This window comes from Tsuneonella amylolytica (assembly GCF_003626915.1).
Lineage (GTDB): Bacteria > Pseudomonadota > Alphaproteobacteria > Sphingomonadales > Sphingomonadaceae > Tsuneonella > Tsuneonella amylolytica.
In genome coordinates, this window is sequence record NZ_CP032570.1 from 2,201,386 (window position 1) to 2,216,671 (window position 15,286).

Below are 15,286 nucleotides of genomic sequence, written 5' to 3' on the forward strand. Positions count from 1 at the left end.
AAAAAGGGCCCCGGTTTCCCGGGGCCCTTCTTTTTGGTTCTGCAGTGTCGGTCTTAGAAACCGACCGTCGCGTTCGCGAAGAACGTACGACCCGTGTAATCGAAGTTCGACGAGAGCGGCGCGTTGCCGATCGTGGTCACCGCGGCGGAAATCCGCGGCGGCTTCTTGTCGAACATGTTGCGGACACCGACGGTGAACTCGAACTTGTCGTTCACGTCGAACTGAACCGAAGCGCTGTGCAGGAAATAATCCGGCACTTCGAGGATGTAGGAATCCCGGTACGCCTGGGCGAGATCCTCGTCCACCGTCCCGGTCGTCTCGTCGTACGCGAAGAAGTCGTACGTACCCGAGCTTCCGTCGATCCAAGTCAGACCGTAGCGGAGCAGCGCCCGGCCGACCTTGTAGGTCGCGTCGAAGCTACCCGTCCAATCCGGCGTCACGTAGGTGCCGTTGGCGTCGGTCAGGAACTCGTCCGGGAACAGGCGGCTCGACTGTTCGGTGTAGTGCGTGACGCTGGCATTCAGCGTCAGGCGGTTGTCGAACAGCAGGTCCGTCGCGAAGCGGCCGTTGAACTCGTAGCCCTTCACGATGTCGGTCGACAGGTTCACGTAGCCGTTGTTGACGGTGAGGCGGTTGTTCGCATCGCGCGTCTGCAGGCGGCAGAACCCTCCGGTCGGATCGAACGCGGTGTCACCGTAGCAACGGCTGAGGATGTTCCCCGCGCCGAGCTGCGACACACCGTTGTCGACCTTGATGTCGAAGTAGTCGAGCGCCAGGCTCAGGCTACCAACCGAAGCGGGCAGACGCGGCTGGAAGACCGCGCCGACCGACCAGTTGCGCGACGTTTCGGCTTCCAGACCGAACGACGCACCGCCGAGGCTGAAGGTCGTGATGCTGCTGTTCTGCTGGAACGTAGCGACATCGAGACCGATCGCGGCGCAGTTTGCGGCACGGATCTGCTGGTTCGGCGAGTAGGCAGCCGGGTTCGGCACGCCGTTCAGGATCGGGAAGTTGTCCGCATCGCACGGATCAGTGGCTGCACTCAGGAAGCCGCTGGTCGCACCCAGGAACTGCTCGGCGAGCGCCGGAGCGCGGTACGACGTGCCGTAGCTGGCCCGGAAGCCGAAGCCGCGGAACAGCTCCCATTCGCCCGCAACCTTGTACGTGAAGTCGCTGCCGTACGAATCGTAGTCGGTGTAGCGACCCGAAGCGTTGAGGCTCAGGTTCTGGAAGAACGGACGATCGCCGAGAAGCGGCAGGTAGAGTTCGGCGAACGCTTCCTTGACGCTGTCGGTGCCGCGGGTCGGCTGCGAGGTCGTGAGACCGTACAGGTTGCCGTTGATCGCGTTGATGTCCGGCGTGTCGTTGATCTTCTGCTTGCGGTACTCAAGACCCAGCGCGAGCTGGGCTTCGCCACCGGGCAGCGTGAACAGCGGGCCGTCGACCGAGGCAATTGCCGTGGTTTCGCGGAACTGGTTGGTGCTCTGCGTGTCGGCAAGGATGTAGTCCCGGAACGCCTGCGGCAGACGTCCGCCGATCGTGTCGGCGTTCAGGACCGGCGCCGGAACGCAGCTGGCGATCGACGCAGCGGCCGCACAGCTGAAGGTCCCGTTCGCGTTCTGGACGACATTCAGCGAGGTCGCGAGGCGATCGGTCAGGAACGACTGGATGTTGTTCTCGCCATCGGTCCACGACTTGCCGACGTAGACGTCGTAGCGCCAGCCGGGGAACGCGAAGTCGCCCCGGATGCCGCCGCCGGCCCGAACGTAATCGACCTTCTGGCTCGAATCGGTCAGGCCGAAGCCGACGAACGCACGCGCGGCGATGATCTGGCCGCTCGAGGTTTCGTTCGGAGCGAGGAACGCGCCGTTGCGGAAGATCGCCGGAAGCAGCGGGCTACCGCGCAGATAGTCGAGCGAAAGCTGGCGATACAGCGGAGCCGACGACTTACGACGGGTAGCAAGCACTTCGCCGTAGATCTCGGCATTGCCGAGCGCCTGCAGGTCGTACGTGGCCGACAGGAAGCCGGTGTAGGTCTTGACCGGGCTGATCAGGAATTCCTGCTGGCTCGCCGGATCGAACGAATCGCGATCGTAGGTGCCGACGCCGAGGAAGCCGGGGGTCGCACCGCCTGCATTGCCAGCGACGGGAACGAAGCGGTTGAAGCGGCCGGGGAGACCCGACGTACGGCCGATACCGTCGCGCGTCGGAACGCCGAGCGTGTTGATCGTCACGCCGCCATTGTCGAGCGTGAAGCAGTTGCGGGGGTCACCGATCGGATACGGGTCGGCCGAACCGAATTCGCTGCCTTCACCGTCGAGGTAACCGGGGATCGGGCACGACGTGAAATCGACGTCGTTCAGGCGGAGGCCGTCGCGCTTGCGATATTCGACCGAGCCGATGAGGTTGAACCGGCCGGCGTCCACACCGAAGGTGGCGGCGACGCGGCGGTCGATGCCCGCACCGACTTCCGGCACGTTGACCTGTGCCTGGAGGCTGAGGCCACGCAGCTTCTGGTCGGTGATGATGTTGACGACGCCCGCGATCGCGTCCGAGCCGTAAACCGACGAAGCGCCGGCCTTGAGGATTTCGATGCGCTCGATGATGGCGGTCGGCAGGACGTTGAGGTCCGCCGAGAGAACCGCACCGCGAGTACCGGCCGGCGCCAGGCGGCGGCCGTTCAGCAGGATCAGCGTACGGGCCGGGCCGAGGCCACGCAGGCCGAGCGTGTTGGCGCCGGTGCCGCCGTCGGTGACGAAGCCGCTGTAGTAGTTGTTGATCTGGCCCGCGCCGGCGGTGACTTCCGTGCTCTGCAGGGCGTCGGTCGCGCTGTTGAAGCCGGCCTGGGTGATCTCCTCGGCCGTCACGACGGTGATCGGCTCGACGGTCGAGTATTCGTCGCGGCGGATGCGCGAACCGGTCACGACGATTGCGCCGCCGTTGTCGGCGGTCGAGCTGCCGTCGGCGCTCGAGATGGTCGTTGCCGGATCGCAGACGCCGTCGTTGTTCTCGTCCGGGCAATCCGGCGGATTGTCGCCTGCCGTCTGCGCGTAAGCGGGGGCCGCGAACGCACCGAATGCGATCGCCCCTGCGATGATGGTAGAGCCGCGCAAGGCGGTCTTGAAAGTCTTGGTCACTGTTTAATGTCCCCCTAGGACGAGTCTCACCGGCGCGACCCGGCATTCAGCGGTCTTATCTAAGGCCGCAGCAAGTTCGTCATTGCAATGGGAACTAACGGGCAGTGACAACATCACCTGCAGGTTGTTGCAGAAAAGCCACTAGATAGACTGGATCCGCTTTTGCTCGCGATCGGATGGGCGGTCGCCGTCTAGGACCGGTAGGTTCGTCCGAACGGAGCAAGCAGGTCGGCGTACCGGGACGATCGCCCTACGCCTGCCTTGTTGATCGGCTGCCGGACCTGCGCCGCGCTTGCGGTGATGACGGCGCGGTCGGCTTCGTGCGGGCGGAAACACGCCGGCTCCGGGGCAAGGTCGCAGTGCGCGAGGATGGCCGCGATGGTATCTTCCGGCCGGTCGACGAGCGCAGAATAGTGGACTGTCAGGACCCTGCCTTCGAGGTGGCGCGCCCAGTGCGCGTGCAACGCGTCCTCCAGCATGAAATGACGGGCGATCGCCGGTAGCGACCAGCTCCATTCCTGTCCTGACTGGAACCACGTGGTGTACGCCGAGAACGCGCAATCGAGCGGGTCGCGCCGCAGCCACACGATGGGGGCGGCCGGCAGGATCGCCGAGATGAGGCCGAGATCGCGCGAGGTGCCGAGCGACTTATCGATCAGCCGTCCGGGGCCGGGCACCGCCTGGTCGGCCAGATGATCGAACAGGGTCACGAGATCGTCGGCGCAATGGCAGTCGTCCGCCAGCCAGCGGCGATACCGGTCCGCGTCGCGGCCGCCCACTTCCTGGACGAGGATCCGCATGAGCCCCAGCTCGCCGCCGCCCGCCACGGCCGAATGGCTGCCCAGGATCTGCTCGACGAGGGTCGTGCCCGATCGCGGCAGTCCGGTGACGAAGATTGGCGCGCGCCGGGCGGCGGCGGTCGTATTCGATGCCAGGGCTGCGATCGCTTCCGCCGTCCAGCCCGCCCGCGCGGCGGCGGCATCGGCGGCGGCGGCTGCGTGGTTGTACGGCCGCTCGGCCGCCATCAGGGCCGCGCCTTCGGAAAATGCTGCGGTGGCCTTTGCCGTCTCGCCCTCCGTATCGTGCGTTCGCCCTGTGGCGTACAGCCAGGCGGCCTGCTCCAACGGAGGTGCGGTGCGAATGGCGGCTGCCGCCTTGCGTAGCTGTGTAGAGTCCTCCGCTTCGAGCTTTCCGAGCATGGACAGCGCCAGCCACGACTGGCCGGACGCAGGATCGGCGGCGACGGCGCGGCGCAGCCACTCGCGCGCCTCGTCGAGCCGGCCGAGATTGGTCGCGGTCGTCCCGCGCGTATAGGCGTACGCGACCGGGGAAGGGAGGGTCGGGGGCAGCGCGTCCAGCATGGCGCGCGCCTCCTCGAGCCGGCCCGTCCGTGCATAAACCGCCACCCGCCGGAACGGCGAGGTCGGGTCGCCCGGCGCTTGCTCTGCCAGCAGGTCGGCGGCCTGCCGGGCAAGAGTGTATTCCCCGTTGTGCAGGAGGACCGACGCCACCGCGTTCCACGATCGGCCGAGCGGCGAACGGGCTGCGACGAGCGGGGCCGCGGCGCGGTTGACCGCCTCGCGCCCGCCCGCGGCGAGGGCCGACTGGAATTGCCGGAGCAGCAGCGTGTCGCGTTGGGTGACCATCCGACCGCTATCTCCACAAACGACGCGCCCGGCAACGCGGCGCAAAGAAAAAGGGGGCGGCTGCGGCCACCCCCTTTCGAGTTCGCAATCGTGTCGATCGGGCTTAGCGGCCCGAACCGCCGAAGCGCAAGGTCGCGTTGAACCGGACCGAGCGCGGGGCCTGGTACGAGGTGACGCGGCCGTAGTTCGGGTTCGAATTCGGCGTGTAGTCGAAGTCGAAATCGCCGAACTCGTTGAAGTCGGTCTCGGCCTTCCAGTTGAAGACGTTGAACACGTCGACGCCGAACTGGATATCCCGGTTTTCCGCGAACGGAGTGAAGGCGAGCTTGAGGTCGACGCGCTTGTTCCAGTCGGATTCGAAGGCCGTACCACGCGGGATGAGGTAGCTGGTGCCGCCGTCGCTATTGGTGACCGCCGTACCGCCGTAGCCGTTCTGCGTGCAGTAGTACGAGGCTGCGCCGTAATCCGCCGCGAAGTTGCCCGCGTCGAAGTAGTTGCCGATGCAGCTGAACTTGCGCGGCGATTCCACGAGGGCGTTGACGCCGATGCCCAACCACTCCGTCGGCTTCATGTAGCCGTAGAGCTTGAAGGCATGACGACGGCCGTTGGCGAGGTCGCCGAAGGCACCGTCGAGGAAGCCGGGCTGGTCGAAGTCCTGGGTCAGGCCGGCGTCGGTCTGGTTGTTGTCGGACTTCACCGCGCCTTCGTAGTTCCCCCGCAGCTTGGTGTAGGTGTAGTTGAAGTTGAGGCCGTACAGTCCGTTGAAGCGCTTATCGAGCTCGAAGGTGATCGAGTCGTACTTGCGCGTGGCCTTGGGGTAACCGAGGTCTTCCGCCGCCAGCGTCACGACGTCGCACTGGCCCGCAATCGAGCAGTCGCCGTCGAGGCGCACCGTGACGTCGCTACCAGGGTTGAGCAGCACGTACTGGTGGAAGCCGGTGAACACCGAATCGCATCCCGCCACGCCGTTGGCATCGCAGTATGCGATAACCGCGGCGTCGATCGCCGCGTCTTCGAGCGTCTCACCCAGCTTGCGCTTGGTGTAATACAGGCTCGCCTTGAAGTCGCCGAAGCGGTGTTCGGCACCGATGCGCCATTCGTCCGTGTAGCTGGGCTTCAGCGTCGACGAGATGAGCGTGTCGGTCGCACCGGCCAGGCCATCGCTGTAGACCGCGAGGCAGCGCTCGCCGCCGTTCGGACCCGCAGTCGGGCAGGTGGCGCTGCCCGAACGGATGCCGCCCACCGGCACGTCGCCGGTATTGCTGAAGACCAGGCCGTCGGGGATGCCGTCGTCGTTGGCGTCGACGCCGCCGTTGATGCCGGTCGGGTACAGGAAGTCCTGCAGGTAGTAGAGTTCCGCGCCGCCAAGGCGGATGTTGGTGTTGGTCGCCACCGGCAGGTAATAGCGGCCGTAGAAGGCGTTGACCTTGGTACGCCCGTCGCCGAACACGTCGAACGAGGCACCGAGACGGGGCGCCCACTGGTCGCCGGAATCGTAGAACAGGTTGCCTTCGACGTTGTAGTTCTTGAACCGGTCGTTGCGCACGCCGAGCTGCAGGTTCACGCGCCCGTCGAGCAGGCTCCACGCATCCTGCAGGTAGAACGCCCGCTGGTCGGTGCGGAAGCCGCCGTTGTTCTGGTAGAAATAGCGCAGGATCCGGTTGTCGCGGATGTCGTAGCGATAGCCGGTGCCGTTGTAGGACGTTTCCTCGCCCGCGGTGAGCTTCTCGAGATCGAAGCCGCCACGGAAGTGATGCTCGCCGAGGAAGTTGACGTAGACGTCGGCATCCGCGCGGTAGATTTCGCGCTTGTTCGTGTCGGTGTTGCGACCGGCAACGGTGCCGCCGACGACCCGGTTGCCGCCAATGCGGCTGAGGACGTAGGCCTGGTTCGGCGACGCGGTCGAGATCGACTTGTCGTTGTACTGGCCGTACGAAGCCGACAGCGTCAGGAAGTCGGTGAACTGACCGGTGTAGGTGCCGATGAAGTTGTTGCCGCCGAACTCGTTGCGGAGACCGCCCTGGCTGCCTTCACGCGCGAAGGTGGTCGGGTTGACGCCCGTGTAGCGGACGTTCTGGACCTGCTCGTCGCGGAAGTAGGTACCTTCCAGGCGGTGGCCGTCGGTGATGACGAAGTCGACCTTCGCGCCGAAGAACGGCGAGTTGCTGGTCGTCGTCGCGGCCCGGTTGCCGGCCACCGCATAGGTCGTCTGCTTGAAATAGCGCGGGTTGTAGAGCCCATAGACGAACAGGCGGTCGCGGATGATCGGACCCGACAGATAGAAGTTCGCGTCAAGCGATTCCGAATAGAACTTGCTGTTGAGGGCGTTGATCGTGTCGCCCGTCGTGGTCGGATCGTTGTCGGAATCCACGAACGTGTTCGGCGCGCGCGAGCGCAGCGAATTGGGCGAGTAGTTCAGCACCGCCCCGGCCTGCACCTCGTTCGAACCCGACTTGGTCACGGCCGAGGTCACGCCGCCGAGCGCGCGGCCGTATTCGGCCTGGTAGCCGCCGGTCTTGACGTCGATGGTGCGGTAGAACTCGAACGGGATGATCGAACCGCCGAGGAAGTTGCGGAAGTCCGTGATGTTGAGGCCGTTCACGTAATACGCGTTCTCGGCCACGGTGGCGCCGCCGACCGAGGCAAAGTTGCCGAAGCCGCCGTCGCCCGAGGTGGTCTGCGGGGCAAGCAGGATCAGCGAGGTCTGGTCGCGGCCGACGGGAACGGTCACCGCGAGGTTTTCGACGTCGAGCGTGACGCCCGCCTGGGTGGCGGCGAAATCGTTGGTCGCGACGCGGCGGCCGACGACGACGATGCCCTGCGTATCGCCGACCGGCACTTCGGTGCTGGTGCCGCCCGCGATGTAGCGCGAGGGGTTGTTCTGGCCGGCGATGACCTGGACGGTCGGATCGTTGACGACAGTCTGGCCGCCGGCGGTGATGTTCACGGTGTAGGTACCGGTCGGCAGGGTGTTGACGCGGAAGTTACCCGCCGCATCGGTCGTCGTCGTGTTGGTGAAGCCCTGTTCGTTCGAGGTGACGGTGACGGTCGCACCGCTCACCGGGGCGCCGGCCGAATCGACGACGGTGCCGGTCAGGTTGCCGCGGGTGTAGTCCTGCGCCGCGGCCGGAGCGGCGATCATGGCGGAGCCGGCGACGCCCGCGCCCAGCAGAGCCAGCGCTTGAAGAGCCGATCCGGCGGCGAGCCGGCACTTGTTGATCTTCATGGTATCCATAGTGGGCAACCCCCTCGTTCGATCCCAGATGTGGTTCTGGACCACTTGCTTTGCCTCCCGCGAACAACAGCCCTGCAGACGTGGGAAGGCGCGATGGGTTTGACTAACGAAAGGGAGGCATATGCCAAACCGGCAATATGTCGCTTTCGTGAATAGCTTATGGGGTGTTGCAGTTTCGCAACGATTGGCGCTCTTGCGGTTTCGCCGGGCTACCTTTTCGGTGCGGCAGGCGCGTTGATCTTTGACGCGCCGCCACCGGGAAGTTAGCGATTGGCGACAAGCCTGAGGGGGCGGGGACGAGCAGTCTTGTCAGTCGATCCGGCACGCGCCGCCGCGGCCCCCCTCCGGCGGTCCCAACAGGAAAGGGCGAACGAGCGATGACACGATCCCGGACGATTTCTTGCATTGGCGCGGCCCTTGCCCTGTCGCTGTGCGCGCCTGCCGCGGCGGCCGAACCCGATCCGGCCGATGCGCCGCCGGCCCCGCTGTTCGAGGCGGTGACCGCGTGCCGCGCGGTGGCCGACACCGCCGCGCGCCTTGCGTGTTACGACCGCACCGTCGCAGCGCTCGCGGCGGCGGAGGCCGGGCGGGAGGTCGTGGTCCTCGACCGGGCGGGCATGCGCAAGACGCGCGAGCGCCTGTTCGGGATCAACATGCCGCAGGTGCGGCTGTTCGGCCGGTCGGATACGGTCGAAGACGCCGATGTCGTCCAGCAGATCTCGAGCACGATCAAGGCGATGGCGATCGCGCCCGACGGGCTGCCGGTGTTCCTGCTGGCGGACGGCGGACGTTGGAAGCAGACCGACGGGCGCAACGTGTTCCCCCGCGTGGGTCACACGATCACGATCAAGCACGGCATCCTCAACAAGTACACCGCGTCGATCAACGGCCGGGCGGGTGTGCGCGTGATCCGGCTGCTCGACTGAGCGGGCTCAGTTGCTGTTGACGGCCTTGCCCTTGTAGGCGTCCATCGCGTCGCGCGCGTCCTGGTTGCCGATGTCCTGCGCCTTGCGCCACTGGGCGTTGGTGCGGCAGGACACCTCGCGCGCCACGAGCGAGCCCACCTTCTCGGTCTTCACGCAGCGGATGTATTCGGCATCCCCGCGCTGGAGGACGGCGTTGTGGGCACGGATTTCCTGATGGCTCATCGCCTTGACCTGTTCCGGCGAGAGCGAGAGGGTCGTTGCCTGGGCGGCGATGAGAAGAGGTAGCAGCACAGTGGTCATGAAACGTTTCCCGTATCCCTTGTGCGCGAAGAGTAAAACGCGCGGGGCTTCGGCACAAGCGTTCTGCGAGAGCGAAGGCTAGGGCATGGCAACGACCGAGGCCATCCTCGCCGACCCGGAATGGCTTGCCCACCGCCATGTAGAGGATCGCGATACGGTCCGTTTCCGCCATGGGCCGCGCGCGCGCCACGCCGCCGTGCCGTTCCTGGTCGACGACTATCTCGGCGCTGCGGAGGCAACGCACGACATCCCGCTCGCCGAGTGCCTGTCCGCCGTCCCGCGGCGACCGCTGCACTTCGTCTTCCATTCGGCATTCTGCGGATCGACGATGCTGGCGCGCGCGCTCGACCGGCCCGGGGCCGCGATGGCGCTGAGCGAGCCGGTCATCCTCAACGACGTGGTCGGATTCCGCCGCCGGGGCGCCCCTGCCGACGCGGTGGCGCGCCTCGCGGACGGCGCCTTGCGCCTGCTCGCACGGCCGTTCGGCGAGGGCGAGGCGGTCGTGGTCAAGCCGTCGAACGTCATCAATCCGCTCGCCGAGCTGCTGCTGGCGCTTGCTCCCGGTTCGCGAGGGGTGTTCCTGTTCGCTCCGCTCGAGACCTTTCTCGTGTCGGTCGCGCGCAAGGGACTGCCGTGCCGCCTGTGGGCGCGCGAACTGGCGGAAGGATACCTCACCGACGCCTTTCTCCAGCCGCTCGGGTTTGCCGCCGGCGATCTCTTTCGCCAGAGCGACCTCCAGGTCGCCGCCACCGGCTGGCTCGCCCAGCACCGGTTCTTCCTCGCCTTGCGCGAAAAGGTGGGGGCTGGCCGCCTCGCGTTCCTCGATTCCGAAACTCTGACAGGAGAGCCGGACCGCGCCGTGGGGGCGGCCGCGCGGCATTTCGGCATCGCCATGCCCGCCGGTTCCGTGGCGGGCGGGGAGGCTTTCAACCGCCACAGCAAGTCGGGCAAACCCTACACCCCGCAGGACCGGGCATCCGACTACGCCGCCGTCCGCGCCGCGCACGGGGAGGAGATCGCGATGGTGACGACGTGGGCGGGGCGGGTGGCCGAAACGCTGGGAATCGGCCTCGACCCGCCGGGCCGCCTCGCTCAGGCGGGATCGTAGCCGAAGCGTTCGATCCAAGGGTCCAGGATGGGCAGGACCGGCTCGAAATACGCGGCATAGGGGCGCCACTGGCCCGACCCGTCGTAAAGGCCCTGGCGAACCTGCCCGGCGCTGGCGGTGGACACGCCGCGCCGCTTGGCCGTCATGTCGAACCGGCGCACATCCTCGGACCAGTCGAGCCCGGCGAAGGCGCACAGCGCGCGGGTCTCGGTTTCGAAATCACGCACCACGGACTCGTAGCGGACGACGTGGGCGGCGACGGGCAGGCGATCGAGCGCCCTATCGGTCAGTGTCATCATCGCATCGTAATGCCGCGCCGCCCGCTCCAGCGTGACGTATTCGAGCGTGCCGCTCGTCATCGCGAACAGCGTGCGGAAACAGCTCCACACGACATCGCGCGGATCGCGCCGCATGACAAGCACGCGCGCGTCGGGAAACATGCGCGCGATGAAAGGGAGGCGGGTGGCCTTCAGCGGGTCCATGTCGACGAACGTCGCGGACGCGGGCGCGATGCCGCCGCTGCGGGCGACGGCCCAGTAGGCGGCCTGGAGTTCGCAGACGCTTTCGCCGTCTAGCTGCGCGAACGACTGCAACCCGTTCGCGATCGCCGCCCGGTCGCCGGTCAGGAAGGCCTCGTCCGCATCGCGGAAGGTCGGCCATTCCTCCAGCGCCGCGACACCGGGGAGCGAGGCGAGGATGTTCTCGACGAGCGTGGTGCCAGACCGGGGATAGCCGATGAGGAAGAGATGCCGGCCCGCCCGTGCGGGCGTCCGGTCGGGAACGGCGGCGGCTGCGGGGGGAGTGACGCCATCAGTGGCCAGCGCCCCCGAGATCGCCTCGACGAAGGCGGTGTGCCCCGGCATCCCGGCGTCCTGCGGAGCGTTGACCGCCGCGAAGTCCGCCTTCGACAGCGAGAACGCGCGATAGGCCTCGTCCGGCCGGCCGAGTTTCTCGAAGATGCGGCCGAGGGTGTTCGCCGCGACCGACCGCTGCTGCCCGGTCTGCGCCGTTTCGACAACGGGCTGCACTGCGGCGAGAGCCCCTGCCGGATCGCCGGTCTCGAGCAGGGCGGAGCCCAACGCCGAGACGGCGACGAGGTTCGCCGGATCGAGCGCGAGCGCGCGGTTCGCAGCCTCGATGGCGGAGGCGGTGTCTCCGTCGCGCGCGGCCTGGCTCGCCACACCGGCGTGTGCCGCCGCATTGCCGGGGGCGAGGGCGGCGGCGCGGGCGAAGCTGTCGCGCGCGGCCGTCGACGAACCGCCCGCCGCCAGGATCGCGCCGCGCTCCAGCCAGGCGTCGGGATAATCGGGGGCGATGGCGATGGCCGCGTCGCACAGCCGGACCGCTTCCGACAGCCGACCCTGCTGGCGGCGGCGGATGGCAACGCCGGTGAGGATGCCGGGATCGCCGGGAGCCGCCAAGTGTGCCCGATCGAGCAGCGCATCGCCGCCGGCCTCGTCGCCCGCATCCACCCGGCCCAGTCCGGCGACGAGGAGGTCGTACGGATCGGTACTGCCGGCGGCGAGCGCCCGTTCGGCATCCTGCGCGGCGAGGGAGAGGGAGATGGTCATGCGCCGGATGGCTTCCCTGCGCGTGCCACCAAGTCAAGCCGCCTTCGCGCAAGGTAACGTCCCGAAGGAAGGTTGCAGCCCTTTCCCGAACGCCTCGGCGTGTCTTCGGCGCACAAAGAAAAAACGGGGCGGGCATTGCTGCCCGCCCCGTCAGAAGTTCGGTTTGCGATCCGATCAGAAGCGGATGCGCGCGCCCACCGCGTAACGGCGACCCAGCGCGTCGTAGGTCGACGGGTAGGTGTTGCCGCTGTTGTAGGTGGTGGCACCGGCCGTGTTGCCCACGATCGGCGGCTGCTTGTCGAGCAGGTTCTGCACGGCGAACGTGAAGGTGAACTCGTCGCTCACGTTCCAGCGCAGGGTGGCATCGAAGATGTCGTAGGCATCGATCCTGTTGAAATCGACCTGCTTGCCGGCGACCGCACCCGTGCTCGCGGGCAGGGTGCCCGAGAAGAACGGACCCTGGTCGATGATGTCCTGCGGCTCGTGCTCGGTCGAGCCGATGTGACGCCACAGGAGCGACAGGTCGAAATCGTCGACCGTGAAGGTGTTGCGCAGCGACCACTGCCACTTGGGCTGGATCGAGCCGGTGAACGAGCAGTTGACCGAGTAGTAGCGCGTGCATTCACGGTTGAGCGAGTTCGGATCGGCGACGTTCGCGTTGAACTTCGAGTTCATCGTGTAGTTGCCGACGAAGTTGATCGCCCACCCGGCGAAGCCGAGATCGGTGTTGTAGTTGGCGATCAGGTCGAAGCCGTCGGTGAACAGGCGGCCCTGGTTGTTCAGGTTCGCGATGAGACCGAGGGTGGTCGAAGGATCGCCGTCGAGTCCGCCGGTAACCGGGTTACGCTGGATCGCCAGACAGTTCGGATCGGTCGTGCTGGCCGCCGAGAGGCTGCCATAGCACGCCGCCAGGATGTCGCCCGGGAGCGACGCCCCGATGACGTCCTTCACCTTGATGTTGTAGTAGTCGAGCGACATGTTGAAGCGCGGCAGGAAGTCGGGCTGGAACACCACGCCAGCGGTCCACGTCGTGGCCTTTTCCGGCTGCAGGTTGATGTTGCCGCCCTGCGTCAGGTTGGCCTGGCCGGCCGTCGGGTTGGCGATCGAACCGATCGTGCCCGCCGGAGCGCCCTGCGCGATGCAGACCGCGCGAAGGTTGGCGTTGGCCACCGGAGCGGTACCCGCACAGGGGTCGACGCCCAGGTTGGTGAGGCCCGTGGTCACCGGCGTGAACAGTTCGCCGATGTTAGGGGCGCGCACCGCGCGCGAGTAGTTGCCGCGCACCTTGAGGCCCGCGACCGGACCCAGCGTGCCGCCGACCTTGTAGGTCCACGAGTTGTTCGACGGACCGCCGTCGATCTCCTGGTGCGAGTAGCGCGCACCGGCCTCGAGCGTCGCCAGGTCGGCGATGATCGGAACGATGAGCTCGCCGTAGCCTTCGTAGGTCTTGTAGCCGCCGATGATGTCGGGGGCAGCGCCGCCGGCACCGCCGAGTTCACCCGGGGTCTTGGCGAGGACGTCCGACGACTGTTCGGCGCCGTAGTCGCGCATTTCGGCACCGAGGGCGAAGCCGATCGGTTCGGCCGCGCCGAAGCCGAAGCCGAGATCGCCCGAGATCAGCGCGCGGACCTGCCCGAGCGTGGTCTTGACCTGCGACGTGCTGTTGGCGGTGAGGAACGCGGCCTGTGCGGGCGTGATCGTCCCGGCCGGGCCGAACACGTTGATCGGGATACAGCCGTTCGACGGATCCTGACAGGTCGTGCCGTTGTTGGTCAGCAGGCCCTGACGGAAGCGCGAGGTCAGCGTGTAGTTGCGGATCGTCTGGACCTTGTCCGATTCGCCGTACGACGCGCTGAGGTCGAAACCGATCGTCGGGGTCAGATCGCCGCGGATGCCGAAGCGATAGTCGAAGACGGTGGTGTCGTAGTCGCTGATGCGCGGGCCGACTTCGACCGCACGGCGGGCGAGGTTGGTCGTGATCGTGCGGTAGTTCGGGTCGTCCGGACCGGTGGCCGCTGCGGCGGCGGCGCACTGCGCCGGCGTGAGCAGCGGGGTGTAGGCGATCTGGCCCGAAACAGTCTCGCCGGCGGCGTTCACGCCGGTGACGTTCGGGGCAACGTTGAGGGCGCAGAACTGGGCGCGCAGGGCGGCCGGAAGCAGCGGGTTGTTGAGGTTGATCGTGACCGGGCTGTTGAACGAACCCGACGGTGCGATGATGGTCGACACCGAGTTCTTCGAGAACAGGCCACGCGTATACAGCTCGAGACCGTCGCTGATCTCGTAGTTCGCCTGCGCGAAGATGTTGTAGCGCTCGAACGGAGTCTGGAAGACGTTGAACGGGTTGAAGTTGAACGTCTGGAACGTGCCGACCGCCTGGCCGGCGGCGTTGATCTGACGCACACCGCCGTTGGCGGCACCGCCGGTCTGCAGCGCGAGAATCGGAACGCCCGCGGCGGTGGTGCCGGTCTGGACGTACTGCGACAGGGTGTTGGGCGCACCGTTGGTCAGCGGGCGGGTGCCGGTGAAGCGCGAAGGCACCGTGGTGCCCGAGCCGCTGCCGCCGCCGGTGAACGAGCTGATCTGGTTCTGCGAGAAGTCGCGCGCACCCTGGTAGACCGGGTCCGACTTCTGGTAGCCGATGCTCAGCACGGCGTTACCGCGACCGTCGTCGAAGTTCGCGCCCATGGTGAGGTCGGCGCGCCAGTACTTGCCGTCGCCGCGCTCGGTCAGCTGCTGGCCGAGGTTGAGGTCGACGCCCGAGAAGTCCTTGCGGGTGACGAAGTTGATGACGCCGGTGATGGCGTCCGCGCCGTAGGTCGTCACGGCGGCGCCGGTGAGGGCGTCGACGCGGCTGACGAGGGCCAGCGGAATGTTGTTGAGGTCGACGCGGCCCGAGAAGTCGACGGGCACGATGCGGTTGCCGTCGAGCAGCACGATGTTGCGGTTCGAGCCGAGGCCGCGAAGGTCGGCGTACGAGGAACCGCCGTTGCCGTTGTTGACCGCCGAACCGATGTTGGCGACCACACCCGGGATTTCGCGCAGGACCTCTTCGGCGAGGTTCGACTGCTTCAGTTCGATCTGGTCGGACGTGGTGACGTTGACCGGGTTCGACTGGACGAGGTTCGGGTTCTGGATCAGCGAGCCGGTGACGACGATCTCTTCGGCGTCGACGGTGTCGGTCGCGGTGGTCTGCGCGTCCTGCGCGAAGGCCGGCGTCGCGGCGATGGCGATGCCCAGCGCGATCGGAGCGGCACCCGCCTTGAGAAGCGAAATAGACTTCATGGTCTGATTTTCCCCAATTGGACCCGGCCCTGACCGGGTCACTTTTCGTAATGTGCGTGATCCGACGGCGCGACGAGGCGC

Annotated in this window: 8 protein-coding genes; 2 read left to right on the top strand and 6 right to left on the bottom strand. The window is 66.9% G+C overall.

Annotation, left to right across the window (positions count from 1 at the left end):
• Positions 1–53 precede the first annotated feature (53 nt).
• The 3 genes from D4766_RS10785 to D4766_RS10795 form a co-directional block, all read right to left on the bottom strand.
• Positions 54–3,137: a TonB-dependent receptor plug domain-containing protein gene (locus tag D4766_RS10785; RefSeq protein WP_234024781.1), complete on the bottom strand. Its 3,084-nt coding sequence runs from the start codon at positions 3,135–3,137 to the stop codon at positions 54–56.
• A gap of 191 nt (positions 3,138–3,328) precedes the next feature.
• Complete coding sequence (locus D4766_RS10790) at positions 3,329–4,783, bottom strand: tetratricopeptide repeat-containing sulfotransferase family protein (RefSeq protein ID WP_120717459.1); 1,455 nt, start codon at positions 4,781–4,783, stop codon at positions 3,329–3,331.
• A 103-nt stretch (positions 4,784–4,886) separates the two neighbouring features.
• Entirely contained in the window at positions 4,887–8,018 is a 3,132-nt protein-coding gene (locus tag D4766_RS10795) for a TonB-dependent receptor (RefSeq protein ID WP_234024782.1), read from the bottom strand.
• A gap of 377 nt (positions 8,019–8,395) precedes the next feature.
• Here D4766_RS10795 and D4766_RS10800 point away from each other — a divergent pair, with 377 nt between their 5' ends.
• The gene (locus D4766_RS10800; RefSeq protein ID WP_120717460.1) at positions 8,396–8,944 is read left to right on the top strand and encodes a hypothetical protein; all 549 of its coding nucleotides are present in this window, start codon (positions 8,396–8,398) and stop codon (positions 8,942–8,944) included.
• Positions 8,945–8,950: 6 nt separating this feature from the next.
• Here the strand turns inward: D4766_RS10800 and D4766_RS10805 are convergent, their stop codons facing one another.
• Positions 8,951–9,244, bottom strand: a complete 294-nt coding sequence (locus D4766_RS10805) for a hypothetical protein (RefSeq protein ID WP_120717461.1) — start codon at positions 9,242–9,244, stop codon at positions 8,951–8,953.
• Between the two features lie 85 nt (positions 9,245–9,329).
• Here D4766_RS10805 and D4766_RS10810 point away from each other — a divergent pair, with 85 nt between their 5' ends.
• A complete protein-coding gene (locus D4766_RS10810) occupies positions 9,330–10,352 on the top strand; it encodes a hypothetical protein (RefSeq protein ID WP_120717462.1) in 1,023 nt (340 codons plus the stop codon).
• On the opposite strand, the gene D4766_RS10815 is transcribed toward D4766_RS10810, so the two are convergent.
• On the bottom strand, positions 10,337–11,923 hold the full coding sequence (locus tag D4766_RS10815; protein WP_120717463.1) for a tetratricopeptide repeat-containing sulfotransferase family protein: 1,587 nt from the start codon (positions 11,921–11,923) through the stop codon (positions 10,337–10,339). The two genes, D4766_RS10810 and D4766_RS10815, sit on opposite strands and share 16 nt — an antisense overlap.
• A 174-nt stretch (positions 11,924–12,097) precedes the next feature.
• Positions 12,098–15,205, bottom strand: a complete 3,108-nt coding sequence (locus tag D4766_RS10820) for a TonB-dependent receptor domain-containing protein (protein ID WP_120717464.1) — start codon at positions 15,203–15,205, stop codon at positions 12,098–12,100.
• Between the last annotated feature and the right edge of the window lie 81 nt (positions 15,206–15,286).

Coding starts and splice junctions, on each gene's coding strand:
- D4766_RS10790 (WP_120717459.1), bottom strand. CDS start 4,783: ATGGTCACCCAACGCGACACGCTGCTGCTCCGGCAATTCCAGTCGGCC.
- D4766_RS10795 (WP_234024782.1), bottom strand. CDS start 8,018: ATGGATACCATGAAGATCAACAAGTGCCGGCTCGCCGCCGGATCGGCT.
- D4766_RS10800 (WP_120717460.1), top strand. CDS start 8,396: ATGACACGATCCCGGACGATTTCTTGCATTGGCGCGGCCCTTGCCCTG.
- D4766_RS10805 (WP_120717461.1), bottom strand. CDS start 9,244: ATGACCACTGTGCTGCTACCTCTTCTCATCGCCGCCCAGGCAACGACC.
- D4766_RS10810 (WP_120717462.1), top strand. CDS start 9,330: ATGGCAACGACCGAGGCCATCCTCGCCGACCCGGAATGGCTTGCCCAC.
- D4766_RS10815 (WP_120717463.1), bottom strand. CDS start 11,923: ATGACCATCTCCCTCTCCCTCGCCGCGCAGGATGCCGAACGGGCGCTC.
- D4766_RS10820 (WP_120717464.1), bottom strand. CDS start 15,205: ATGAAGTCTATTTCGCTTCTCAAGGCGGGTGCCGCTCCGATCGCGCTG.